Here is a 23,866-nt window from a genome sequence, read left to right as displayed (position 1 = left end):
GCCCGGCCGGCCGCCCTGATGCTGCAGGGCACCGGCTCGGACGTGGGTAAATCGCTGGTGGTCGCGGGACTGTGCCGCGCCTTCAGCCATCGGGGTCTGGCCGTCGCCCCTTTCAAGCCGCAGAACATGTCCAACAACGCCGCCGTGACCGAGGACGGCGGGGAGATCGGGAGGGCCCAGGCTCTGCAGGCCCGTGCTTGCGGCCTGCCGCCCAGCCGTCACATGAATCCGGTCCTGCTGAAGCCGCAAAGCGAGGTGGGCTCCCAGGTGGTGGTCCAGGGCGAGGTGATCGGCAATGCCGGAGCACGGGATTATCACGCCCTTAAACTGAGCCTGCTGCCCCGGGTCCTGGAAAGCTTCCGCCTGCTCGGCGAAGGCCGCGACCTGATCGTCGTCGAAGGGGCGGGCAGCGCCGCCGAGATCAATCTGCGGTCATGCGATATCGCCAACATGGGGTTCGCCGAAGCGGCCGATATCCCCGTCGTGCTGATTGGCGACATCGACCGGGGCGGCGTCATCGCCTCGCTGGTCGGTACCCACGCCTTGCTGCCGGCTTCCGAGCGCAACCGCGTCAAAGGCTGGATCATCAATAAATTCCGTGGCGAAAAAACCCTGTTCGACCCCGCCGTCGCCCTCATCGAAGAGCGGACCGGCTGGCCGGGACTGGGAGTTGTGCCCTGGTTCGCCGAGGCCTCGAAATTGCCGGCCGAGGACGGAGCCGGACTGACGACCGGCGGACGGGCCGACGGCACCTTGCATATCGCCGTTCCCCGGCTGTCGCGCATCGCCAATTTCGACGATTTCGACCCGCTGGCCGCCGAACCGGACGTCGATCTCAGCTTCGTCTCCCCCGGACAGCCGCTGCCTCGCCATGCCGATCTGATCATCCTGCCCGGCTCCAAGGCGACCATCGCCGATCTGCAGTTCCTGCGGGCCCAGGGCTGGGACCTCGACCTCGCCGCCCATTTGCGCCACGGCGGGCGCATTCTCGGGATCTGCGCCGGCTATCAGATGTTGGGAACCGCCGTATCCGATCCGCTCGGCGTGGAAGGCCCACCCGGTTCGGTGGCGGGCCTCGGCCTGCTCGACGTCGCCACGGTGATGACCAGCGCGAAAACCCTGCGTCAGGTCGAGGGAAGCGGTCTCGGCCATCCGGTGCGGGGCTATGAGATGCACATGGGGCAGACCGAAGGCATCGACCGCGAGCGCCCGCTGCTCACCCTGGACGGCGCGCCGGATGGCGCCATTTCAGCGGACGGGCGGGTGATGGGCTGTTATCTGCATGGCCTGTTCGCGGCCGACGACTTCCGCCGGTCTTTCCTGGCGGCGCTGAAACCCGGACGCACCGGCGATCTAGTCTACGAAACCATGGTCGACCAGGTTCTCGACCGCCTCGCCGAGCATCTGGAGGCTCATCTCGACATGAACCGGCTGCTGGAAATCGCCCAGGGCTGAGCCGGCTCCCAGGGTCTGTGGACATTCAGATAAGCTCCTCTCCCGCCAGAGGCGGGAGAGGAGACCGCAACGCGCTCTAAAACCGGGCCCCCGCGTCACCCCTGGGCGACGACCAGCAGGATGACCGCGCCGACGTTCAGCAGGCAGGCCACAGCCATGACCAGCAAGGCGCGGCGGATGTCGCTGGTGGTCGCCCGGGCGCGGCCGTCACCGATCCATTGTTCCTGGGCGACGTAACCCGGATAGCGCCGCGGGCCGGCCAGAGACAGATCCAGGCCGCCGGCCATCGCCGCCTCCGGCCAGCCGGAATTGGGCGAACGGTGGTGACCGTGGTCGCTCAGCATCACCTTCAGGGCCGCGACGGGATGGCCCTTGGGAACGAAGGCGGCGGCCAGGGCCAGCATGATCCCGGCCAGGCGGGCGGGCAGCAGATTCATCGCATCGTCCAGGCGGGCCGCCACCATGCCGAAATCGCGATATTGCTCGGAACGGTGGCCGATCATGCTGTCCATGGTGTTGACCGTCTTATAGGCCAGCAGACCGGGAAACCCGAACAGGACATACCAGAAGACCGGCGCGACCACCGCATCGGCGAAATTCTCGGCGCAGGATTCGATAGCCGCCCGCGCCACGCCGAACTCGTCCAGCGTCTCCGGATCACGCCCGACGATTTTCGCCACCGCCCGGCGCCCCTCCTCCAGGCCTCCGCGGTCGACGGCGCGAGCCACGGCGGCGACATGGCCGAACAGGCTGCGCTGGGCGACCAGCGTCCAGATCAGAACGGCCTCGACCGCCCAACCCCAATGCCAGTCGCGGCGCAGATCGCTGACGCAATAGCCGAGCCCCGCCGCGGCAAGGGTCATGCCGGCGGCGACCAGGGCGCCGCGCAAGCGCCGATCGAGCGGGCTGCGCTTATCGCGATTGAGTTTTTGCTCAAGGAAATGGATCAGGCTGCCGATCATCGCCACCGGATGGGGGATCAGCCGCCACAACCAGGGAGGATCGCCGATAATGGCGTCGATGATCAGGGCGGCCACCAGGATCATCAGAGGATCGATCGGCCCGCCCGCAGCATACAGCGGAAACATGGGTCAAGGATGGGCGAGGCGATGGCCGCCGTCAACCCGGGCTTGATCTGGCATCGCCGGTATCAGACGGCGCCATAGTGTCCCAGGAAGAAATCGAGGCTCTGTTCGACATGCCGCTCGATGATCTCGCGGGAGGGTTTCCACTCCGAATCCATCAGGCAGCGCATGGTGAAATCGCCCCGCACCAACGCCAGGAACTGGCCCGCCGCCAAATCGGCGTCATCGAACGCCAACTGCCCCGCCTCGGCGAACCAGGACAGGATCGCCGCCATCCGCGCACGGCCGGCGCAGGGCCCCTCGTCCCACAGGGTCCGGCCCAGATCCGGGGTATGACCGGCTTCGGCGATCACCTGCCGGAACAGACTCATCACCGTGCGATTGGTCATGGCGCTCAGGAGCGCATTGGCGATATCACGCAACCAGTCGCGAACGTTGGCCGGCGCCACCGGCAACTCCTTGGGAATGCCCAACCCCAAGCGTCGCTTCTCCTCCTCGAGGACCGAAAGGAAAAGCGCCGCCTTGCTGACGAAATGGGCATAAAGCGTGGTTTTCGAAACATTGGCGCGGGCGGCCACCTGGTCCATCGACGTCCGCTGGAATCCATTCGCCAGAAAGAGCTCGCAGGCGGCCACCCGGATTTGCGTCACCTTTGCACTGCATGGCCCGGCCGGGATCTCGTCGGACATGATGATGCTCGCCTTTCAAACTGAACTGTACGGTACAGTTCATTGTAGACAGGTTCCTTCGCCCGGTCTATAAAACTCCGCCAACTGCACTGAACGGTACAGTTTTATATCCGGACGGCCGCCGCCCGCTTCGCAGAAAGGATCTCGGATGTCCCAGACCGCCCTCGCCCCAGACCGGGACAAACGCGACGGCAAGAACGACGACAGACCATCGCCCGCCGTTTCCGCCCGCCGCCGCTCCCCTCGTATCCTGCTTATCCTCGCCGGCATCGTGATCGCCGCCGGCGGGCTTACCTTCTACGTTTCACGGCAAGGCCAGGAAAGCACCGATGACGCCTTTACCGACGGCCGGGCGATTCCCATCGCGCCGAAGGTCGCCGGTTATGTCGGTTCTCTGGCGGTCACCGACAATCAAAGGGTCAGGGCCGGGCAGGTGTTGCTGGAAATCGACCCCCGCGATTTCCAGGTGGCGCACGACAAGGCGGCCTCGACCCTGAACCTGGCCGAGGCGCAACTGGAAAGCGCCCGGCTCGCCGCCGAAATGGCCCGTATCACCTATCCATCCGATCTCGCTTCGGCGGAAGCCCAGCGGGCCTCTGCCATGGCGACGCTCACCAAGGCCCAGGCCGACCTCGCCCGCCAGAAGCGCGTGGATATCCGGGCGACCACCCAGCAGGATATCGACGCGGCGACGGCCTCCGAGCGATCGGCCCAGGCATCGCTGGCCGACGCCGAGGCGAAACTCCGCAAGGCCCGGATGGTCGGACTGAACATCGCCACCGCGGATGCGCAGGTCAAACAGATCGAAAGCCAGGTCGAGCAGGCCAGGGCCGACCTCGCCCAGGCAGACCTCAACCTCGCCTACACCCACGTCACGGCGCCAGAGGACGGCTGGGTGACCAAACGCAATGTCGAGGCGGGCGCCTATGTGCAGGTCGGTCAATCCCTGATGTCCCTGGTTTCGCCGGACGTCTGGGTCACCGCCAATTTCAAGGAATCGCAACTCGCGGGCATGCGGCCGGGGCAGACCGTGCACATCGCCGCCGACGCCTTCCCACAATTGCATCTGGAAGGGCGCGTCGACAGCGTGCAGATGGGCAGCGGCTCGCGCTTCAGCAGTTTTCCGGCGGAAAACGCCACGGGTAATTTCATCAAGATCGTTCAGCGGGTGCCCGTCAAGGTCACCATCACCGGCGGATTGGACAACAAGACTCCCCTGCCCCTGGGCCTTTCCGTCGTCGCCACGGTGAATGAGCGATGAGCGGACCCGCGGCCACCGACCGGACGCGGACCGATTGGAGGCCCGCGGCCAATCCCTGGATCATTGCGCTCGCCGTCACCTTGCCCACCTTCATGGAGGTGCTGGACACCACCATCGTCAACGTCGCCCTGCCCCATATCGCGGGATCGTTGTCGGCCAGTTCCGACGACGCCACCTGGACGCTGACCTCCTATCTGGTCGCCAACGGCATCGTCCTGCCGATCTCCGGCTGGCTGGGCCGGGTTTTCGGGCGGCGGCGCTATTTCCTGGTCTGCATCGGCATGTTCACCTTGTGCTCGCTGCTGTGCGGCTTGGCCAGCAGCCTGCCCGAACTGGTGCTGTTCCGCATCATGCAGGGTTTTTTCGGCGGCGGCTTGCAACCCAACCAGCAATCCATCCTTCTCGACACCTTCGAACCGGCAAAACGGGGGACCGCCTTTTCCATCACCGCCATCGCCACCATCGTCGCCCCCATCCTGGGCCCGACCATGGGCGGCTGGATCACCGACAATTTTTCCTGGCAATGGGTGTTCCTGATCAATGTGCCGGTGGGCATCCTTTCCTTCCTCGCCGTCGTCCGGCTGGTCGAGGACCCACCCTGGGCGAAGGCCGAGACGGGCAAGACCCATATCGATCAGATCGGGCTGGCCCTCATCGCCCTCGGCCTCGGATGCTTACAGGTCGTGCTCGATCGCGGCGAGGACGAGGATTGGCTGTCCTCGCCCTTCATCCAGGTCTTCGCCGTGGCCGCCGTCATCGGGCTGGTCGGCGCGGTGGTCTGGCTTTTGACGACAAGCCGGCCGGTGGTCAATCTCCGCGCCCTGGCAGACCGCAATTTCGCCCTCGGCAGCCTGATGATCTTCGGCATGGCCGTCGTGCTTTATTCGAGCGCCGTGCTGATTCCCCAATTGGCCCAGACCCAGCTCGGATACAACGCGACCTGGGCGGGGCTGATCCTGTCGCCGGGCACCGTGCTGACCATCCTGTTCATCCCGGTCGTCCTCAGGCTGATGCGCAAGGTGCAGACCCGCTTCATCATCGCCTTCGGTTTCCTGGCGCTCGGTGCCTCGCTCCTCTACGCCGCGACCCTGAATCCGCAGGTCGACTTCACCACCCTGGCGCTCATGCGGGCCGCCCAGACGGCGGCGCTGGCCTTCCTGTTCGTACCGATCAGCACCATCGCCTATTCGTCGCTGTCGCCCCATCTCAATGGCGACGCCGCCAGCCTCTACACCATGTTCCGCAACATCGGAGGATCGATCGGCATTTCCCTGGCGACGGCTTACGTCACGGAACACAGCCAGGTCCACATGGCCTATCTGTCCCAGCACCTGAGCCCTTACGACCCGGCCTATGCCGCAACCTTGCGGCGGCAGACGGACGCCCTGAGCGCCATGGGGACTGCGCCGGTCGACCTTTTGTCGCGGGCGACCGGCCATGTTTACCAGATGCTGCAAAGCCAGGCGGCGATCCTGGCTTATGTCGACGCCTTCCAGGTGGCCGCCGGCCTTGCCCTGCTGCTCGTTCCCCTGACCCTGCTGTTCGCCCCGATCAAGGCCGGCGGGCGTTCTCCCCAAGGACATTGAAGATGCTGAGATCCTACGCCGCCCTCCCGATCGTGGCCGTCGTCGCGGCCCTGTCGGCCTGCACCGTCGGCCCCGACTATCAACCGCCCCGGATCGCCGCGCCGGACACATGGAGCGAGGCGACGGACGGCCTCAACCAGGGGCCGGACGCCGCTCCGCGGCTGGCCCGCTGGTGGACGGGTTTCCGGGATCCGGAACTCGACCATCTGGTCGAGGAGGCCATAGCCGGCAACCATGACCTCCGCATCGCCGCCCAGCGAATTTTGGCCGCAAGGGCGGATCGCACCATCGCCGCAGCCGGGTACTATCCGAGCCTGTCGGCGCAAACCACGGCTCAGCGCGCACAGCAGAGCAAGAATCTCACGCTTCCGCAGGTCCGCAGTCTTTCCAACACCTTCCAGGCCGGCTTCGACGCTTCCTGGGAAATCGATCTGTTCGGCAAGACCCGCCGCACGGTGGAGGCGGCCGACGCCACCCTGGACGCGACGACCTGGGACCGGCGCGCCGTCCTGGTCAGCCTGCTGGGGGAACTGGGCACCGATTACAGCCAGCTGCGCTCGGCCCAGGAACGAATCCGTATCGCCCGCCAGACGATCGCCGCCGACCAGGACGCGCTCGACCTCGCCCAGCAGAAGTTCGCCAACGGGATGGGCACCGAACTGGATGTCGCCCAGGCACGGGCGGAACTGGAAACGGTACGCGCCAGCCTGCCCCAGTTCGAAACGATGGTGGCGCAGAACGCCCATGCCATCGCCGTCCTGCTCGGCCGGGAACCGGGTGCGCTCAAAGTCGAATTGGCCGATCTTCCCGGCATTCTTCCGCCGGTTCCCCCCAACCTGCCGTCGAGCCTGCCCTCCGAGGTGGTCCGCAACCGCCCGGACATTCGTTCGGCGGAACGCACATTGGCCGCCGCCAATGCCGAAATCGGCGTCGCCATCGCGCAGGAATTCCCCAGCTTCACCCTGACGCCGTCGATCGGCTGGGAGGCCGGCACCATGAACAAGCTCCTGACCAGCCAGGGCCTGATCTGGGGCTTGGCCGGCGGGGCCAACCTGCCGCTTTTTCAGGGCGGCGCGCTGGAGGCCAACGTGGATAAGGCGAGAGCGCTCGCCGAGGAAGACCGCCTGAGCTACCAGCATACCGTCCTCGCCGCGTTCCAGGACGTCGAGGATTCCCTGGTCGCCCTGACCAACGAGGAGCGGCGCCAGACCGCGCTGAGGCAGGCCGTCGAAGCCAACCGCCTGGCTTTGCAGCGGGCGACGGAACTCTATCGCAGCGGTCTCGGCGGTTTTATCAACGTGGTCAACAGCGAACGCAACCTCAACACCGCCGAGGACGGATTGGCCCAGAGCGCCCTGACCCGCGTGCAACAATCGATCGCCTTCTACAAGGCCTTGGGCGGAGGCTGGCAGAGTCTCGATCAGACGGCGGAGGGGAAGGCGGAGAAGGGAAATTGACCGCGCCTCTTCCGAGGACCGCTGGCATTTCCAAGATGTAGCTCAGGATAGCAAAATAGGCAGCACGGCACAATCAAATGGGTCATATGCCATGACCCCCGTTGTTTTCGCGAGGCTGAGCTTTTATCTGTTTTCCTAATCGCTTCAGGGAGATGCCGGCAAGGGCGGATCCCCGAGGCGGCGGGAGTTTTCCCAAGATGCCCGCCCCCTATCCGGGCCGACGCGGGCACCGTCAGCACTCCCGCGAGGAGATGAATGATGGCAAAGAGTCAGAAACGTTCCAGCCGCGAGGCGAAGAAACCGAAAACCGCGAAGAAAAAACACGAGATGCCGGGCTATCTGCTGGCAGAACAAGCGACCGCCCCGAAAATCGCCATTCCGCAGGCCGGCGCCGCCAAACACTAACCTCGCCGTCTTGCATGTGACGATGCAAGGCCGCCGGACATTCCCAAGCTTTCCCTCAAAGCGCACGCCCTCCTTCTCTTTTCGCAAGAGAACGGGGGCGAGCGCTTTTCAATCAACTCCGTGGATAGCCCACGGTCTGCGCCGCAGTGATGAACTGCTCCCCGGACAATTTCAAGCTGGCCGCCAATTGCTGGCGGGGCACCGATGCCCGGAAAACGGTGGCAAGGCCTTCGGCGGCGGCCAGAAGATAGACGTTCTGGGCAATGAAACCGGTGTCGACATTGGCCCACAACCGCCGTTCCTCCTCGGCGATCTTGCCCATCTGGTCGCCCTGCGCCACATAGACGAGATTGAGCGGCGCCTGGCCCACGAAATCCTGCATTCCGGTCGCCGCCCGCAGGTCGCCCGCGACATGCGGCTGCAATTCATGTTCCTTCGGCGCGTAGAGCCAGGCCCCGTCGGGCAGCGCCACATAGATGTCGATGACCACCTGATGGCGCCAGCAGGGTGCCGTGCGGTCGCCGCTTTCCGGACGATTGATCCCATAGGCCGCCCACAACAGATCCGACAGCAGGGCCAACGGCAGCGGCCGGTCGGAAAACTCGCGGATCGAACGGCGTTTTTGCAAGGCGGCCCGCAACGAAACCCCGCCTTCCGTCCGCGGCGGCGGCAACGAAATCGGCCGCACCGCCTCGGCCGAGGCGAAACCCGGCATCGCCGCAAGCGCCCCGGCCATCAGTCCGACGTTCACCTGACGTCTCGTCAACATGATCAGACCTCTCATTTCTGCCCACGCAAAACGCGCGGCGCCCATGATAAGCCCACACTGGGAAAATGGGTAACGGGACGCGCCGCCACATCATGCCGAAACGGGGTAGCCTCCCTCACCGCGCCGCGAGGATGCGCCACCCCGCCGTTTGAGCATAAGCCTCCAAAGCCGGATCCCCGCGAACGACGTTGGGATGGCCAACGGCCTGGAGCATCGGCAGGTCGGACGAATGATCGCCATAGGCATAGCACGCCCCGGCCGGCGCCTGCATGCGCTCCAGGAATCGCCCGATGGCCGTCGCCTTGCCGGCGCCGATGGTCTGCGGATCGAAAATGCGGCCCGTGTAGCGCCCGTCCTCGACCTCCATGGAGGTCGCCAGGAGATGTCGCACACCCAAACGGGATGCCAGTCGGGCAAGCAGGGCCGGAAAGGAGCCGGAAACCAATACCGCCTCCCGTCCTGCCGCCTGATGGCCCCGCAGTTCGGCGATCACGGCGTCATGATAGAGATCGGGCCGGCTGCGTTCGAGATGGCCGAACCACTCTTCGGCGCAGCGTTCGACACGGACGACCTCGCGGCCGGCGAAATGGGCGTAATACCGGCGATTGATGAATTCCCTGGGCGCCCCTTGCCGACGAAGAGCGGCAATTTCCCCATCGAAGGCTGCCTGGGCGTCCCGCTCTCCGGTCTTCCGATACCAATAGGCCTGGAAACTGAACATGCTGACCGCGTCGATCAGCGTGTTGTCGACGTCGAAGAAGGCATAGGCCCGCTCCGCGACGATCGCCGCCACATCACAGGAAAACACCGCCGCTCACCCGAGGATCAACGCGGCGGCCGGAGGCCGGATCGCCGCGATGGAGGTCCCGAGATCGGCAAAATGCCGCTCGACCGCCTGTTGCGCCAAGGTTTGTTCGATTTTGCGGATACGCCAGTCCGGCATGACGGTGAACCCGCAAGTGACCTTGGCCGCTTCCTGGCCGGCCTGCTCGAAATGGATATCGACGACGAAACGGGGATTATGGCCACTGTCGTCGCGCTCGCGGACGCGATAACGCATGAGGGCGGGAACCGGAAACATGAAGCGCTTGTATTCGGCGGCCAGGGAATTGAAGACGAAGTAAGATTTCGATCCGTCCCGGGGCAGGAGGAAAGCCTCGGTCACGGCCAGAAACGATTGGCGCGCCGCCTCGACCACCAGCATGCCCTGAAGATGCTGGCCCGTCTGGTGATCGTCCATAAGCTCGCAATCCTCATCGACCAGGAAATCGAGCTCGAAAAGCGACGCATCAATCCGTCGTGGCGCGGAGATCAGCGTGTTCTTGGCCCGGTGCTTATGCGAAAGAGCCCGCTCCGCCCGTTTCGGCAGGCTGTGCCACAGGCTGAAATCGAACTGATCCCGATGGGCCGAAGTCTGGGCGCGGGCCAGAACCGACTCGATATCCTTTTCGCCCAACCCCTGCCCCGGTATCAGAAACAAGGGTTCGCACAAAGCCAAGCCCGCCGGGATATCCAGTAATCCCTGCAGTTGCGAAAGCGTCAGAACGGCCTTTTCTGAAGAAAATTCGCGGAATTTATCCCCAACCACCAGAATTGGGCGACGTTTCGCCACAGGAGCAGCGGACTCCCGTAAAGGAGCACCTGAAATCTCCGATAGAGGTGTGACGAATTCACTTTCAGCAACTGCGTGATTACCCATGGCAAACAGCTCCTATAAGTTGCTATTTGCAAGCGATCCTCGTGCAATGATCGCTAGTTCGGAAATTAATAGTTTTTATGCACCCTATAAGAACCACGAGAACGCCGTTTCCACCCCTCCATGGTTCGGACCGGAATAACTAACCGTTGTGGCCAAACTGGTGAAGCCCGCACCAACCTTAGGTTCCAGGCCGATCATCAAAGGGCTTATGACCTGCGCACAGCCACCTATAATTGAGTCTCACTCCCATCACAAACCCGCTACATTTGTCGGCACCGCCCCCCTAAGGACTTAAGCGATCGTGATAACCAAGAACCTCCCGTTTTCATTGGTGAGGGTGCTGATCAAGCCATCGCGGCTTCGGGAAATCGAACGCGACCGCCTGGACATCGTGCTGTCCGAGATGCGGGAGGGCTATGCCGAAATGGACGAGGACCTGCACTTCGTCCTGGTCAACCGCGCAGCCGAAAAAATTCTCGGAGCCCCGGCTTCGCGCATTCTGGGCCGCACACCGAGGGATCTTTTCGGCGTCGCCGCCGCCACCCCCCTCGAAATGAAGCTTCGGCAGATTTTGAAGGCGCGAGACGCCAGCCAGTTCGAACAGGATCTCGGTCTCGAATCGGGCCCCGTCTCCCTTCGCGTCCGCTGCGACGGCAACGGTCTCGTCCTGTTTTTCGACGATATCGCGCTGCTGCGAAGCATGGAACATGCGCTCAGAGAGGAATCGGCAAGGCGCAACCTCATCGAGGAACGTTTTGAAACCGCCCTGTCGGTCAACCAGATCGTCGTCTTCAAGCTTGATCGCGAACTGCGCTATTCATGGGTCTACAACAATCAAATCGGCATGAAGGACTACAATGTCGTCGGCGAGACGCCTGAACATCTGTTCGAGCCGGACTCGGCGCGCCGCCTAATGACCTTTTTCCGTTCCGTCCTGGCGAGCGGCCAGGCTCAGCGGACGGAACTCGCCCTGCGCCCCCGCCAGGAAACGGAGGAACGGCATTTCGTCTCCTCGGCCCGACCGATCTTCAACGACCAGCAAGAGATCATCGGACTGACCGGCGCCTCCATCGAGATCACCTCCGTGGTGCGCCAACGCGAAGAACTGGCGCGCGCCCGGGAAGAGGCCTTCATCGCCAAAGCAGAAGCGGAACGCGCGAGCCTTTCCAAATCGAAATTCCTCGCCGCGGCCAGCCACGACTTGCGCCAACCGGTGCAATCGCTACTGCTGCTTATCGAGGTCATGAAAAGCCGGCTGACCGATGCCCCGTCCCAAAAAGTGGTCGACCAGATGGAGAAAGCGGTGGACGCGCTTCGCCTCCTGTTCGACAGCATGCTCGATATATCCCGGTTGGACGCCGGCGTGATCGTTCCCGCCCTGCAAACGGTCTGCCTGAATACCCTCGTCGGCCGCTTGGCCGACGAATATCGGCTGCGCGCCGAACATCGCTCGCTGGATTTCAGGGTCGTGCCGACGTCGGCTTACGTCCGTACCGATCCGGTCCTCGTCGAACGTGTGCTGCGTAATCTCCTGGAAAACGCCCTGCGCTACTGTCCGACGGGCCGCATCCTCATCGGATGCCGGCGACAAAGTAAGATGATGCGGATCGATGTCATCGACACCGGTATCGGCATCGCCCCCAACCATCTGGAGGAAATCTTCGAAGAGTTCCACCAGGTGGCCAATGCCGCCCGCGACAGGTCGCAAGGCTTGGGCCTGGGACTATCCATCGTCAAGAAGGTCATGCGTCTGCTCGGCGGAACCGTCTTCGTGCGATCGGCGCTAGGCCAAGGCTCCTGCTTCTCGGTCACGCTGCCCCTGGTCAATCAGCATCAGGGCAACGGCCATTTGACGGCCGGTGATACCGAAAAGCGGAACGGGCATATGGTTCTGGTGGTCGAAGACGACGGTCTGCTGCGCGACAGCCTCGACATCATGCTGCGCAGTTGGGGATATCAGACCATGACGGCACGTACCGGCGAGGAGGCGCTTTCCATCATCGAGAAGCACAGCCTGCCCGACATCGTGATATCCGACTACCGGCTCAGCGCCGGCCTCACCGGCATCGACACGGTCTTGAAAATCAACGAAGCGGCCGGTCGTCATCTTCCCAGCGTCATCATCACCGGCGATACGGCACCCGAAAGAGTCCGGGAAGTTCACGGCAGCGGTCTGCGCATTCTGCACAAACCTGTCGCCGCCGACGAGTTGCGGCGGGCTCTGCTCGGAATGTCGCAACAACAGGCCGTGCCGCCGGTTTAAAGCGAGCCTGAACGGCCCTCTCCCCCCTCCTTAGTCTTCCGAAATGATGGCTGTCGGCGACGCCACGATGCCCGCCGACATTCCCCGGGCACGACGGTGATACCGGCGAACCGTTGATCCGATTTTTTCGCAGGCCTCAGCCGCCCTTGAGGCGGCGGCCAAGCCGATCGATATCGCGCTCTACTGTCTTGAAGGGCCTCATACAGGCAAGCCGCGTCAGGGGCTGCCCGTTCCAAGTCGGATTTTCATACGCACATTCAAGGGGAAACTCCGTACCGGCCAGCCGCCGATGGCGGCGGAGGAAACCCGCTTCGACATGATAAAGAACGCTCGCGTGAAAAGCAGGCGTATCGAAACGATCATGTTATGATAAGCATAGGAGATATTTCAATAATAAAAATGATATAAGATGGACATGTCCAATCGAACTCAATGACAAAATTGCATATATTTAAGTAATAAATAGAACAAATTACAATCGTCATTGTACGGGATATAGGGCATGCACCGAGATCTTGATCTCTCATTGCTTAGAACGTTCTTCACTATTGCAGTGACCGGAAGCTTTACGGCGGCCAGCCATCAGCTTTTTCGCACCCAGCCAGCCATCAGTCTTCGCCTCAAACGGCTTGAGGACATCATCGGATTACCGTTGATCCGACGCGGAACGGATGGCGCTTCCCTGACCCGCGAGGGACATCTGGTCCTCGGGTATGCGAAACGCATCCTGACCCTCCACGATGAACTGATGCGACGGGTGCGCTCGGTCGAATTCGCCGAAGTTGTCCGCGTCGGACTGCCCGAGGAATACACCGCCCTCGGGCTCGAAAAAATCCTGCGGGATTTCGCCGCCGACTGCCCCTCGGCGTCGCTGACCATCGATGTGAAGATGAGCCGCGAACTCGACACATGCCTCCAGGATGGACGGCTCGACCTGATCGTGAACGCCTCTCTCGCCGAACCGGAAGGAAGCAGGACCGGCCGACGGGTTCCGGTGGCCTGGGTCGCCGGCGAACAGATGCCCCCGTCCCGCGGCGCCGTCCGCCTGGTCTTGCCATCGGAAGGCAATCTCTACCGCCGCATGGCCTTGTCCGCCTTGGCCAAGAACGACGCCACCTGGGAAATCGTCTGCACGGCGACGAATTGGGATTCGACCAAAAGCGCCGTTCTGGCCGGCATCGGAGTTTCCGTGGCCCCCCTCGACATGGTAACGCCGGGGATGCGCCTCGTCGGACGGGAGGATGGCCTGCCTCCCCTTCCCGAGATGTGGATGTCCCTGGTCTGCCGGGCCCAGCCCGCCTCGCTCGCGGAGCGGCGGCTCACGGAATTGCTGGCGCAAAGCCTGGTCGCCGAAGGCGTCGGGGCGACCCAGCGAACCGCCTGAGCGGGGAAAATATCGCCAGACAAAATCTTCGGGTAGCCCTATAGTGCGTGGGGTCGCCCGAAGGCAAGGACCAGGCGACCCATGGATAACAATCCGCCCGGAGGCACGGACCAGGCATGACAGACGAAAAGACAGCCGTAATGATTTGCGGCCACGGCAGCCGCGACCGGCAAGCCATCGAGGAATTCAACCTTCTCTCCCAGCACCTGCGCAAACGCCTGCCCGCCTTCGACCTGGAAAGCGGCTTTCTGGAATTCGCCCGGCCGGTAATCCGCGACGGTCTCGATGCCCTGAAGAGCCGGGGCGCCAGGCGCATCCTGGCCCTGCCCGGCATGTTGTTCGCCGCCGGTCATGTGAAGAACGACCTCCCTTCCGAGATCAATAATTTCGCCGCGGAAAATCCCGATCTCGAGGTCAAATACGGCCGGGAACTGGCGATCGAGCTGAAACTGCTGAAAGCCGCCGCCGAACGCATCGAGGAAGCCGAACGCACCTCGGGGCAGGCCGTCAGCCGGGCCGATACCCTGCTGCTGGTGGTCGGACGCGGGACCAACGATCCCGACGCCAATTCCAATATCGCCAAAGTCACCCGCATGCTGTGGGAAGGCATGGGATTCGGCTGGGCCGAATATGCTTTTTCCGGCGTGGCGACGCCCCTGGTCGACGCCGCCCTGGACCGCGTCCAGAAGCTGGGCTTCGCCCGCGTCGTGGTCTTTCCCTATTTCCTGTTCACCGGCATCCTGGTCAAGCGCATCTATCAGTGGACCGACGAGGCGGCGAAGCGCTTTCCCGACGTCGAATTCCTGAAGGCCCCCTACCTGCGCGACCATCCGCTGGTCATCGACACCTTCGTCGACCGTCTGGAGGAGTTGCTGGACGGCCAGCCGGCGATGAACTGCCAATTGTGCAAATATCGCGAACAGGCGATCGGCTATGAGGATGCTGTGGGCGCGGTGCAGGCCGGCCACCACCATCACGTTCGCGGCATCGGCACCGAAGACCACCCCCACGATCATGGACCGCACGAACATGGTCATGGTCACGGCCATGATCACGGCCACGAGCATGAACACGACCATCCGCATGAGCATGCGCACCACACCCACGGTCACGAACACTGATCGCCCGCCATGGCGCTGTTCGACGCCTATGTGATGGTCGACTGGTCGGCCGCCGCCACCCCGCGCCAGGGGGCTGACAGTATCTGGATCAGCCTTTGGGAACGAGGGGTCGGCGGCACCGGCGATCAGGCCCCGGTCAACCCGCCGACGCGCAGCATGGCCGTCGGCTGGCTGGCCGACCGCTTGTCCGATCTGGCGGCGCGCGGGAAGACCTGCCTGCTCGGCTTCGACTTCAATTTCGGTTTTCCAGCGGGATTCGCCCCGCTGATGAACGATGGGAAAGCCGACTGGCGGACCTTGTGGCGCCGGCTGGCCCGCCTGGTCGCGGATGGCGACGACAACGGCAACGAGCGATTCGCCCTGGCCGGCCGCCTGAACGGGCAGGTTTCAGGGCGGGCCTTCCCGTTCTGGGGCTGTCCGGCCGGCGCCGCCGGGCCGACCCTCGGCCAAAAGAAACCCGGCGGCTTCGACGAAGCCGGATCCCTGCCGGAATTCCGGCTGACCGAACGACGGACGCGGGGCGCCCAGCCGGTCTGGAAACTTTATGCGCCGGGTGCCGTCGGCGGGCAGACTTTGCTCGGTATCCCAAGGGTATGGGAACTGCGCGACCACCCATGGCTGCGCGACCATGTCCGTGTCTGGCCCTTCGAAACGGGCCTCGTTCCGATGGAGCGACCGGCGCCGGGCACCATCCTGGCAGCCGAAGTCTATCCCTCGCTGATCGCACCCGACCCGGCGCCGGTCAAGGACGCCGGCCAGGTCCGCGCGCTCACCCGCCATTTCGCCCGTCTCGATGACGAGGGAAAACTGGGCGCGCTGTTCGCCGGCGATCCCGCCTTGACGCCCGAGGAACGGACCACCGTCGAAACGGAGGAGGGCTGGATTCTGGGCATAGGCGGCGAGCAGGCCGGTCGCCCCGGCGACGTCATCCGCGATCCCGCGGAAATCTACCGCCAGTCCTTCGCCATCATCCGCCGGGAAGCTGATCTCGGCCGTTTTTCCGGACCGATGGAGGAATTGGCGGTCCGCGTCGTCCATGCCTGCGGCATGCCCGACGTGGCGGCCACCCTGTCCTTCCGCCCCGGCGCCGCCGAAGCCGGATGCCGCGCCCTGGCCGAAGGGAAACCCATCCTGGTCGATGCCCAGATGGTGGCCCACGGCATCATCCGCCGCCGGCTTCCCGCCCTCAATCCGGTGATCTGCCTGCTCGACGATCCCCGCGCCTTCGACTTGGCCGAAAAATGCGGCACCACCCGCAGCGCGGCGGCGGTGCGCCTGTGGGCCGACCGGCTGGACGGCGCGGTGGTCGCCATCGGCAATGCGCCGACCGCCCTTTTCGAATTGCTGGCCATGATCGCCGAAGGCGCCCCGCCCCCCGCCCTCATCCTGGGATTCCCGGTGGGATTCGTCGGCGCCGCAGAATCGAAGGACGCCCTGATCGCCAGCGGACTTCCTTTCGTCGCGCTGCCGGGCCGGCGCGGCGGCAGCGCCATGGCGGCGGCGGCGGTCAACGCCTTGGCGGGAGAGGCGAAATGAGCAAACGCTGGCTTTCCGTCGTCGGCATCGGCGAGGACGGACTGGAAGGGTTGTCGCCCATCGCCCGGCGGATCGTCGAAACCGCCGAAGTGCTGGCCGGCGGGGAACGTCATCTGGCATTGGTGCCGGAAGGACCGGCCGACCGGCTGGCCTGGACGGCACCCTTCGCCGACAACCTCGACCGGCTCGCCGCGTTCAGGGGCCGCAAGGTCTGCGTTCTGGCCAGCGGCGATCCCATGTGGTTCGGCGTCGGCGCCACCCTGGCCCGACGCTTCGGCGCCGAAGAGATGGAGATCGTTCCCCATCCCGGCGCCTTCAGTCTGGCCGCCGCCCGTCTGGGCTGGGCGCTTCACGAAACCTGCTGTCTGTCGATCCATGGCCGAGCCTTCGAGACGGTCCTGCGCCATCTTCATCCCGGCGCCCGGTTGCTTCTCCTGGCCGAGGACGGCGCCTCGGCGGCGCGGCTGGCCGTCCGTCTGGCCGACCTCGGCCTGGGCGAAACGGAAATCCAGGTTTTCGAACATTTAGGGGGCCCATTGGAGCGGCGTCTCGCCTCCCCCGCCGGCAGTTGGATCGAGCCGCGCACCGCCGATCTCGCGACCATCGCCCTGCGCCTTCCCGAACGGTGGTCCGGCCGGCCGCCGCTCGCCTGCGTTCCCGGCCTGCCCGACGACGCCTTCCACCACGACGGCCAACTGACCAAGCGCGAAATCCGCGCCGCCACCCTGGCCGCCCTGGCCCCCTGGCCGGGGGCCCATCTCTGGGACGTCGGCGCCGGCTGCGGCTCGATCGCCATCGAATGGTGCCGCGCCGGCGGCACCGCCACGGCCATCGAAAAAGACGCGGACCGCTGCGCGATGATTGGCGGGAACGCCCTGGCGCTGGGCGTCCCCCATCTCGATCTGCGCCAGGGATCGGCTCCGGACGTCCTGGCCGGAATCGCGACCAGACCGGACGCCCTGTTCGTTGGCGGCGGCCTGTCGGCGCCCGGCGTTCTCGACGCCTGCTGGGCGGCACTGCCGTCCGGCGGCCGGATGGTCGCCAACGCCGTCACCGCCGAAAGCGAGGCCCTGCTGCTGGCCTGGCAGGCGCGAAACGGCGGCAGCCTGACCCGCCTTTCCATCGCCCGCCTGGAAAGCACCGGTCGGTTTCATAGCTGGCACCCCGCCATGCCGGTCACTCAATATTCGGGTTGCAAACCATGAACGGAACATTGTTCGGCATCGGCGTCGGCCCCGGCGACCCGGAGCTTCTGACCTTGAAGGCCGTCCGCCTGCTGAGCCGGGTGCGGGTCGTCGCCTATCCGGCGCCCCTGGAAGGCGACAGCATGGCCCGAACCATCGCCGCCGCCCATCTGCCCGCCGGCGTCGAGGAGATCGTGCTTCGCATGTCCTTCGATCCGGCGAAACGGGCGGACGACGTCTATGACGCCGGCGCTTCGGCCATTGCCCGGCATCTGGAGGCCGGCCGCGACGTCGCCGTGCTGTGCGAGGGCGACCCTTTGTTCTTCGGCTCGTTCCTCTATCTGTTCGCCCGCCTGCACGAACGCTTTTCCGTCGAGGTGGTGCCCGGCGTCTCCTCCATGATGGCCTGCGCGGCGCTGCTCGGTCACCCGCTGACGGCGCGCGACGACGCCCTGGTGGTCATTCCGGCGCCGCGCCCCGAGGAGGAGATCGAACGGCTTCTGGCGGGGGCCGAGGCCGCCGCCATCATGAAGCTGGGCCGGCATCTGCCGAAGGTCTGGCGCGTCCTCCAACGGCTCGGCCTGGACCAACAGGCCCTTTACATCGAACGGGCCGGGTTGCCCGCTCAACGGATCCGCCCCCTGGCGGAAGCCGTCCGCGACCCGGCCCCCCCCTATTTCGCCATGATCCTGGTTCATCGGAGAGGAAAAGCGTGGAATTGACGGATATCGCCGTTGTCGCCATCACCACCGGCGGCGCCGAAACCGCACGGCGCGTCGTCGCCGCCCTGCCGGGCGCCCGTCTGCACGGCCTGGCGGGACGCGTCGCCGATTGCGACCTCTCCTTCACCGACACCGTGAGCCATGTGCGAACACTGTTCAGCCAAGGCACTGCGGTCATCGGCGTCTGCGCCGCCGGCATCCTGATCCGTGCCGTGGCCCCGCTGCTGGCCGACAAGGCGGCCGAGCCGCCGGTCGTCGCGGTCAGTCCGGACGGAACCTCGGCCGTGCCCCTGCTGGGCGGACATCACGGCGCCAACCGCCTGGCCACCGCCGTCGCCGCCGCTCTTGGCGGACGGGCCGCCCTGACCACCGGCGGCGACGTCAGCCTGGGAATCGCGCTCGACGAACCGCCGGAGGGTTGGCGAGTGGCCAATCCCACCGCCGCCAAGCCGGTGGCCGCCGCCCTGCTGGCCGGCCAGCCCGTCCGGCTGGAGGTGGAATGCGGCGATGCCGGATGGCTCGCCCTACCCGGCCTGGGCGCCGAGGGCACGCAGGCCATCCGGGTGACCGACCACGCGGTGGAAGGCGATGGGGAACTGATTCTGCATCCGCCGGTTCTGGCCCTGGGCGTTGGGTGCGAACGCGGGACCGATCCGGCCGAACTGTCGGATCTGGTCCGTGCCAGCCTGGCCGAGGCCGGCCTGTCCCGGCACTCCGTCGCCTGCGTCGTCTCGCTGGATCTGAAGGCCGACGAGCCGGCGGTGCAGGCGCTGGCCCGGGAACTGGACGTGCCGGCCCGTTTCTTCACCGCCGCCGAACTCGAGGCCCAGGCCTCCCGCCTGACCCAGCCGTCCGAGGTGGTTTTCGCCGAAACGGGATGCCATGGCGTCGCCGAGGGCGCGGCGCTGGCCGCCGCCGGAGCGCTGGGGAAACTGGTGTCGGTCAAGACCAAATCGGCACGCGCCACCTGCGCGGTGACCCGCTCCGCCGGAAACATCGACCCGGCGACGGTCGGGCGCCCGCGGGGCCGCCTGGCCATCGTCGGCATCGGACCGGGCGACGCCATTTGGCGGACCCCCGAGGCCAGCCGGGCCATTGCCGAAGCGACCGATCTGGTCGGCTACGGCCTCTATCTCGACCTGCTGGGCGAGGCGACGGCGGGCAAGATCCGCCACGACGGCGCCATGGGGGCCGAGGAGGCCCGCGTCCGCCAGGCACTCGATCTGGCCGCCGAGGGCCGCTCGGTCGCCCTGGTCTGTTCGGGCGACGCCGGCATCTACGCCCTGGCCACCTTGGCCTTCGAACTGATGGATCGCGAGGACAGGCCCGCCTGGAATCGCCTGGACATCTCGGTGGCTCCCGGCATCTCGGCCCTGCAGGCGGCGGCGGCACGGGCCGGGGCGCCGATCAATCACGACTTCTGCACCATCTCGCTGTCCAATCTCCTGACCCCGTGGGAGGCCATCGAGCGCCGGGTCAGGGCGGCGGCCGAAGGCGATTTCGTCATCGCCTTCTACAATCCCGTCTCGCGCCGACGCCGCGACCAGCTTCCGGCCGCCAAGGAGATCCTTTTGAAACACCGGCCCGCCGACACGCCGGTGATCATCGCCCGCAACCTCGGCCGTCCCGGCGAGACGATCTCGGTGCTCCGCCTGGCCGACCTCGATGCCGAGGCGGTGGACATGCTGAGCCTGGTGCTGGTCGGAAACAGCGAAAGCCGGGCCGTCCGGCGCGGTGAACGCCTGTGGGTCTATACGCCCCGCGGCTATGCAAAGAAGTGGGAAGACCAATGACCGTTCATTTCATCGGCGCCGGGCCCGGCGCCCCCGATCTGATTACCGTGCGCGGACTCGCTCTGATCCGCCGCTGTCCCGTCGTCCTCTACGCCGGCTCCCTGGTGCCGGAAGCGGTGGTCGCCGAAGCGCCCCCCGGCGCCCGGGTGGTCGACACCGCCCCCCTGCACCTCGATCAGATCATCGAGGAGATCTCCCGCGCCCACGCCGCCGGCCAGGATGTCGCCCGCGTGCATTCCGGCGACCCGTCGATCTACGGCGCCACCGCCGAACAGATGCGCAGGCTGGACGCGCTGGGCATTCCCTACGACGTCACGCCGGGCGTGCCGGCCTTCGCCGCCGCCGCCGCCGCGCTCTCCTGCGAATTGACCCTGCCGGAAGTCAGCCAGACGGTGGTCCTGACCCGCACCGCCACCCGCTCCTCGCCGATGCCGGCGGGCGAGGAACTGGAAGCCCTGGCCGCCAGCGGCGCCACCTTGTGCGTGCATCTGTCGGTCACCAACCTGGCCCAGGTGATCCGCGCCCTCACCCCCCGTTACGGCGCCGACTGTCCGGTGGTGGTCGCCTATCGGGTGAGCTGGCCGGATCAGGCGATCCTGCGCGGCACCCTGGCCGACATCCGCGACAAGGTCAAAGAGGCGGGCTTCACCCGCACCGCGCTGATCCTGGTCGGCCGCGTCTTCGCCGAGACCGACTTCCCCGACAGCCGCCTCTACGCCGCCGACCACAGCCATGTGCTGCGGGAGGGGACGAAATAGGGTTCATCCGCCAGCGGGCATGGGCTCGCCGACAACGGCCACGATCTATGCCGATTCCGGCCGCAGCAACGCTTCGCCGATATCGCGAATTCTTGCCAGCGCTTCAGCCGGACAGACATCGAACTTTTCGGCTTGCCGGGCGGCGTAATCGATCGTCCTCAATTCATTGGCGAGCGCGACACCTTTGATCCGTTTGGCCCCTCGGATCGGCACCTCGAAAGAACCGCCCTTGGCCTTGGTAGTCACCGGAACCACCAGCGCAAGCCCCGTCGCGACCTGATAGGCGCGAGGAGTCAAGATGATTGCGGGATGGCGCCCAGCGGTTTCATGCCCAGCATGTGGGGTGAAATCCAGCCACACCACGTCGCCGGCCTCGGGATCGTAGCTCACAGCGCTTCCTTGCCCCGCGGCGCGTCATCCCAAACCCGTTCCTCCGGCGTGTGCCGGTGTTTCGCAGGATCAAACCCGGCGAGCAGTTCGCCAAGCGACGGCTTACGCGCCGAGCGAAGCGTCAGCATACCGTCGCCAAGCGTAAACACCACTGGTCCGCCGTCCGCAATACCCAACGCGCGTCGCATTTCGACAGGAATGGTCACCTGGCCCTTACTGGTGACTGTGGCCTCTTGCATGGCGTTCGACATCGCATCACCCCTTACACTCTTATGCGCTTACTTCCTTACATCTTGCCTCATGCATGTCGAGAGATGCAAGCCCCGCGCGGAGATTCTAAGCCGGCCGGCGGACCAGCAGCACCGGCACCCCGAGCCGGCGCGCGGCCGCGATCTTCGCTTCGGTGGCCGCGCCGCCGCTGGCCTTGGTGACCAGCAGATCGATGGCGAAATCGGCCATCAGGGCCATTTCGGCGGCCAGTGAAAAAGGCCCGCGCCCCAGGACGATCCGATAGTCGTGAAACGGCAGTCGTCCGGGATCCTCGATCAGGCGGACCACATAGAGCGGCCCGCCCCATCTGGCGAAGACCGCCAGAGAACCGGCGCCCGTCGTCAGGAGAATTCGTCGGCCCAGCCTCGGCGCCATGCGCGCCGCCATCGCCGGATCGTCCGCCCAATGCCAGTGATCGCCCGGACGTTTCGGCCAGACAGGCCGTTCGATCCGCTCCAGCGGCAGGCCGAGAGCGGCGCAGGCGGCGCGGGCATGACGCGAGATGGCGGCGGCGAAGGGATGGGTCGCGTCGATCACCCGGACAATGCCCTCGGCCGCCAGGAAATCGGCCAGCCCCCGGGCGCCGCCGAAGCCGCCGATGCGCACGACGCCGGGCAGATCGGGCTGCGTGGCCAGCCGGCCGGCCAGCGAGGTGACCACCGGAACGCCGGCGGCGGCGAGACGGCGCGCCTCAAGGACGGCCTCGCCCGTGCCGCCGAGGATCAGCACCTTACCCGGCATGGCCGATCAACCTGCCGGACCGGTCGAACACGGCGACATCGACGGCGACGTCCCCGGCCAGGACGGCCAGCGCCGATTCCCGGGCCCTGGCCGCCACGGTGGCCGCCAGGGGAAGCTCGTTTCCGGCCAGTTCCAGGATGCGGGCCGCCGAGCTCTCCCGCTCCAGCCTTGCCAGAAGATCCCCTTCGGCGCCCAGTTCGGCCGCCAAACCGATCAGCCAGGCCGGATCGACCGGTGTCGCCTTGGAATGCAGATCCGATGCGCCCGCCGCCAGTTTGGCCATCTTGGCGAAACCGCCGCCCAGGGTGAGGCGCGGCAAGGGATGGCCGCGCAGATATTTGAGCAGGGCGCCGACGAAACCGCCCATGTCGATCATCGCCCGCTCGTCCAGGCCATGCAGCCGGCGGACCTCCGCCTCCGAGGTTTTGCCGGTACAGCCGGCGACGTGGGAAAGACCGGTGGCCCGGGCCACGTCGACGCCGCGATGAATGGCGTTGATCCAGGCGGCGCAGCTATAGGGGATGACCACGCCGGTGGTGCCCAGGATGGAAAGACCACCGAGGATTCCCAGCCGGCCGTTCATCGTCCCGGCGGCCAGAAGCTCGCCGCCCGGAATGGCGACGGTTATCGTCAGGTCGAGAGGTCCCCCGCCCGAGACCGCGCGCAGGTTCGCCTCGATCTGCGCGCGCGGACCCGGATTGATCGCCGCCTCGCCGACGCTCAGCGGCAAACCGGGCAGCGTCACCGTGCCGACGCCTTCCCCGGCGCGGAACACCAGACCACTTCCGGGGTTCCCCCGCGCCACCGTGACCTCGATAATGGCGCCATGGGTGACGTCGGGGTCGTCCCCCGCATCCTTGACCACCGCCGCCCTGGCCCAGCCCTCGCCCCGGTCATGGCGGGCCAGCGGAAAAGATGGCGTCTCGCCGCGCGGCAGGACGATGTCGACCGGATCGGGAAAATCGCCCGTCGCCAGCGCCGTCCACGCCGCCTTGGCGGCGGCGGCGGCGCAGGCGCCGGTCGTCCATCCCTTGCGTAAAGGCTTGTCCATGGGTTTCAGTTTAACCCATTTGCCGGCAGGTGGCGCCATCCTTCGGCCAGGGCAAGCGGGTTCCCCGCTTGCCCCGTTTTAAATTCTTAGCCCCTCACGCGCCGGGCGGCGGACATCCGTCCGCCTGGGCTTCCTTCGCTAAAGCTTCGGGGATCGCGGTAGGGACGCTCATTGCTGAGCGCCCCCCGCACAGATCCGTACGTGCGGCTTTCCCGCATACGGCTCCCACCTCGGGTATTTGACGGCG

At 65.8% G+C, this 23,866-nt stretch carries 22 protein-coding genes; 13 read left to right on the top strand and 9 right to left on the bottom strand.

The annotated features are described in order from the left end of the window. Positions 1–18 precede the first annotated feature (18 nt). On the top strand, positions 19–1,455 hold the full coding sequence (locus tag CWS72_RS25210; RefSeq protein ID WP_101253438.1) for a cobyric acid synthase: 1,437 nt from the start codon (positions 19–21) through the stop codon (positions 1,453–1,455). A 95-nt stretch (positions 1,456–1,550) separates the two neighbouring features. On the opposite strand, the gene cbiB is transcribed toward CWS72_RS25210, so the two are convergent. Continuing rightward, complete coding sequence (gene cbiB / locus CWS72_RS25205) at positions 1,551–2,543, bottom strand: adenosylcobinamide-phosphate synthase CbiB (RefSeq protein ID WP_101253426.1); 993 nt, start codon at positions 2,541–2,543, stop codon at positions 1,551–1,553. A 62-nt stretch (positions 2,544–2,605) separates the two neighbouring features. Next, complete coding sequence (locus tag CWS72_RS25200; RefSeq protein ID WP_101253425.1) at positions 2,606–3,229, bottom strand: TetR/AcrR family transcriptional regulator; 624 nt, start codon at positions 3,227–3,229, stop codon at positions 2,606–2,608. A gap of 148 nt (positions 3,230–3,377) precedes the next feature. Here CWS72_RS25200 and CWS72_RS25195 point away from each other — a divergent pair, with 148 nt between their 5' ends. The 4 genes from CWS72_RS25195 (at position 3,378) to CWS72_RS27970 (ending at position 7,938) form a co-directional block, all read left to right on the top strand. Further along, positions 3,378–4,490 carry an HlyD family secretion protein gene (locus CWS72_RS25195; protein ID WP_101253424.1) on the top strand — a complete coding sequence of 371 codons (1,113 nt, stop codon included), beginning with the start codon at positions 3,378–3,380 and terminating at the stop codon, positions 4,488–4,490. Continuing rightward, the gene (locus CWS72_RS25190) at positions 4,487–6,076 is read left to right on the top strand and encodes a DHA2 family efflux MFS transporter permease subunit (RefSeq protein WP_101253423.1); all 1,590 of its coding nucleotides are present in this window, start codon (positions 4,487–4,489) and stop codon (positions 6,074–6,076) included. The genes CWS72_RS25195 and CWS72_RS25190 overlap by 4 nt, the downstream gene beginning before the upstream one ends. 2 nt (positions 6,077–6,078) lie before the next feature. Then, the gene (locus CWS72_RS25185; protein ID WP_101253422.1) at positions 6,079–7,533 is read left to right on the top strand and encodes an efflux transporter outer membrane subunit; all 1,455 of its coding nucleotides are present in this window, start codon (positions 6,079–6,081) and stop codon (positions 7,531–7,533) included. A gap of 255 nt (positions 7,534–7,788) precedes the next feature. Further along, on the top strand, positions 7,789–7,938 hold the full coding sequence (locus CWS72_RS27970) for a hypothetical protein (protein WP_158240815.1): 150 nt from the start codon (positions 7,789–7,791) through the stop codon (positions 7,936–7,938). 112 nt (positions 7,939–8,050) lie between these two features. Here the strand turns inward: CWS72_RS27970 and CWS72_RS25180 are convergent, their stop codons facing one another. From CWS72_RS25180 to CWS72_RS25170, 3 genes are all read right to left on the bottom strand, one after another. Next, on the bottom strand, positions 8,051–8,707 hold the full coding sequence (locus tag CWS72_RS25180) for a nitroreductase family protein (RefSeq protein WP_199175982.1): 657 nt from the start codon (positions 8,705–8,707) through the stop codon (positions 8,051–8,053). A 115-nt stretch (positions 8,708–8,822) separates the two neighbouring features. Beyond that, positions 8,823–9,515 (bottom strand): HAD family hydrolase, encoded by a 693-nt coding sequence (locus tag CWS72_RS25175; RefSeq protein WP_146002884.1) that lies wholly within the window; start codon positions 9,513–9,515, stop codon positions 8,823–8,825. A gap of 6 nt (positions 9,516–9,521) precedes the next feature. Then, on the bottom strand, positions 9,522–10,319 hold the full coding sequence (locus CWS72_RS25170) for an AfsA-related hotdog domain-containing protein (RefSeq protein WP_158240814.1): 798 nt from the start codon (positions 10,317–10,319) through the stop codon (positions 9,522–9,524). Between the two features lie 388 nt (positions 10,320–10,707). On the opposite strand from CWS72_RS25170, the gene CWS72_RS25165 reads away from it, so the two are divergent. The 8 genes from CWS72_RS25165 (at position 10,708) to cobM (ending at position 21,167) form a co-directional block, all read left to right on the top strand. After that, positions 10,708–12,669, top strand: a complete 1,962-nt coding sequence (locus CWS72_RS25165; RefSeq protein ID WP_146002883.1) for a PAS domain-containing hybrid sensor histidine kinase/response regulator — start codon at positions 10,708–10,710, stop codon at positions 12,667–12,669. 502 nt (positions 12,670–13,171) lie between these two features. Next, the gene (locus tag CWS72_RS25160; protein WP_101253418.1) at positions 13,172–14,053 is read left to right on the top strand and encodes a LysR substrate-binding domain-containing protein; all 882 of its coding nucleotides are present in this window, start codon (positions 13,172–13,174) and stop codon (positions 14,051–14,053) included. 116 nt (positions 14,054–14,169) lie between these two features. Then, entirely contained in the window at positions 14,170–15,174 is a 1,005-nt protein-coding gene (locus CWS72_RS25155) for a sirohydrochlorin chelatase (protein WP_241911884.1), read from the top strand. An 891-nt stretch (positions 15,175–16,065) separates the two neighbouring features. Further along, the gene (locus CWS72_RS28180) at positions 16,066–16,710 is read left to right on the top strand and encodes a precorrin-8X methylmutase (RefSeq protein WP_241911886.1); all 645 of its coding nucleotides are present in this window, start codon (positions 16,066–16,068) and stop codon (positions 16,708–16,710) included. After that, positions 16,707–17,915, top strand: a complete 1,209-nt coding sequence (cbiE, locus tag CWS72_RS25145) for a precorrin-6y C5,15-methyltransferase (decarboxylating) subunit CbiE (RefSeq protein ID WP_101253416.1) — start codon at positions 16,707–16,709, stop codon at positions 17,913–17,915. Before CWS72_RS28180 ends, cbiE begins: the two co-directional genes overlap by 4 nt. Continuing rightward, on the top strand, positions 17,912–18,616 hold the full coding sequence (gene cobI, locus CWS72_RS25140; protein ID WP_101253415.1) for a precorrin-2 C(20)-methyltransferase: 705 nt from the start codon (positions 17,912–17,914) through the stop codon (positions 18,614–18,616). Before cbiE ends, cobI begins: the two co-directional genes overlap by 4 nt. Further along, positions 18,607–20,409, top strand: a complete 1,803-nt coding sequence (gene cobJ, locus CWS72_RS25135) for a precorrin-3B C(17)-methyltransferase (RefSeq protein WP_241911883.1) — start codon at positions 18,607–18,609, stop codon at positions 20,407–20,409. Before cobI ends, cobJ begins: the two co-directional genes overlap by 10 nt. Further along, the gene (gene cobM, locus CWS72_RS25130; protein WP_101253414.1) at positions 20,406–21,167 is read left to right on the top strand and encodes a precorrin-4 C(11)-methyltransferase; all 762 of its coding nucleotides are present in this window, start codon (positions 20,406–20,408) and stop codon (positions 21,165–21,167) included. Before cobJ ends, cobM begins: the two co-directional genes overlap by 4 nt. Before the next feature lie 45 nt (positions 21,168–21,212). Here the strand turns inward: cobM and CWS72_RS25125 are convergent, their stop codons facing one another. From CWS72_RS25125 to CWS72_RS25110, 4 genes are all read right to left on the bottom strand, one after another. Continuing rightward, on the bottom strand, positions 21,213–21,557 hold the full coding sequence (locus tag CWS72_RS25125; protein ID WP_101253413.1) for a type II toxin-antitoxin system PemK/MazF family toxin: 345 nt from the start codon (positions 21,555–21,557) through the stop codon (positions 21,213–21,215). Then, entirely contained in the window at positions 21,554–21,808 is a 255-nt protein-coding gene (locus CWS72_RS25120; RefSeq protein ID WP_101253412.1) for an AbrB/MazE/SpoVT family DNA-binding domain-containing protein, read from the bottom strand. The genes CWS72_RS25125 and CWS72_RS25120 overlap by 4 nt, the downstream gene beginning before the upstream one ends. A gap of 85 nt (positions 21,809–21,893) precedes the next feature. Next, the gene (locus CWS72_RS25115; RefSeq protein WP_101253411.1) at positions 21,894–22,568 is read right to left on the bottom strand and encodes a cobalt-precorrin-6A reductase; all 675 of its coding nucleotides are present in this window, start codon (positions 22,566–22,568) and stop codon (positions 21,894–21,896) included. After that, entirely contained in the window at positions 22,558–23,619 is a 1,062-nt protein-coding gene (locus tag CWS72_RS25110) for a cobalt-precorrin-5B (C(1))-methyltransferase (RefSeq protein ID WP_199175980.1), read from the bottom strand. The genes CWS72_RS25115 and CWS72_RS25110 overlap by 11 nt, the downstream gene beginning before the upstream one ends. Between the last annotated feature and the right edge of the window lie 247 nt (positions 23,620–23,866).

The sequence above is a fragment of the Telmatospirillum siberiense genome (genome assembly GCF_002845745.1).
GTDB classification, from domain to species: Bacteria; Pseudomonadota; Alphaproteobacteria; order Rhodospirillales; family Magnetospirillaceae; genus Telmatospirillum; species Telmatospirillum siberiense.
This window is presented reverse-complemented; position numbering and strand designations above follow the sequence as displayed.

Bases quoted from the DNA above. Each gene is read 5' to 3' on its own strand.
- CWS72_RS25210 (WP_101253438.1), top strand. From the start codon at position 19: ATGCTGCAGGGCACCGGCTCGGACGTGGGTAAATCGCTGGTGGTCGCG.
- cbiB (WP_101253426.1), bottom strand. From the start codon at position 2,543: ATGTTTCCGCTGTATGCTGCGGGCGGGCCGATCGATCCTCTGATGATC.
- CWS72_RS25200 (WP_101253425.1), bottom strand. From the start codon at position 3,229: ATGTCCGACGAGATCCCGGCCGGGCCATGCAGTGCAAAGGTGACGCAA.
- CWS72_RS25195 (WP_101253424.1), top strand. From the start codon at position 3,378: ATGTCCCAGACCGCCCTCGCCCCAGACCGGGACAAACGCGACGGCAAG.
- CWS72_RS25190 (WP_101253423.1), top strand. From the start codon at position 4,487: ATGAGCGGACCCGCGGCCACCGACCGGACGCGGACCGATTGGAGGCCC.
- CWS72_RS25185 (WP_101253422.1), top strand. From the start codon at position 6,079: ATGCTGAGATCCTACGCCGCCCTCCCGATCGTGGCCGTCGTCGCGGCC.
- CWS72_RS27970 (WP_158240815.1), top strand. From the start codon at position 7,789: ATGATGGCAAAGAGTCAGAAACGTTCCAGCCGCGAGGCGAAGAAACCG.
- CWS72_RS25180 (WP_199175982.1), bottom strand. From the start codon at position 8,707: ATGTTGACGAGACGTCAGGTGAACGTCGGACTGATGGCCGGGGCGCTT.
- CWS72_RS25160 (WP_101253418.1), top strand. From the start codon at position 13,172: ATGCACCGAGATCTTGATCTCTCATTGCTTAGAACGTTCTTCACTATT.
- CWS72_RS25155 (WP_241911884.1), top strand. From the start codon at position 14,170: ATGACAGACGAAAAGACAGCCGTAATGATTTGCGGCCACGGCAGCCGC.
- cbiE (WP_101253416.1), top strand. From the start codon at position 16,707: ATGAGCAAACGCTGGCTTTCCGTCGTCGGCATCGGCGAGGACGGACTG.
- cobI (WP_101253415.1), top strand. From the start codon at position 17,912: ATGAACGGAACATTGTTCGGCATCGGCGTCGGCCCCGGCGACCCGGAG.
- cobM (WP_101253414.1), top strand. From the start codon at position 20,406: ATGACCGTTCATTTCATCGGCGCCGGGCCCGGCGCCCCCGATCTGATT.
- CWS72_RS25120 (WP_101253412.1), bottom strand. From the start codon at position 21,808: ATGTCGAACGCCATGCAAGAGGCCACAGTCACCAGTAAGGGCCAGGTG.
- CWS72_RS25115 (WP_101253411.1), bottom strand. From the start codon at position 22,568: ATGCCGGGTAAGGTGCTGATCCTCGGCGGCACGGGCGAGGCCGTCCTT.
- CWS72_RS25110 (WP_199175980.1), bottom strand. From the start codon at position 23,619: ATGGACAAGCCTTTACGCAAGGGATGGACGACCGGCGCCTGCGCCGCC.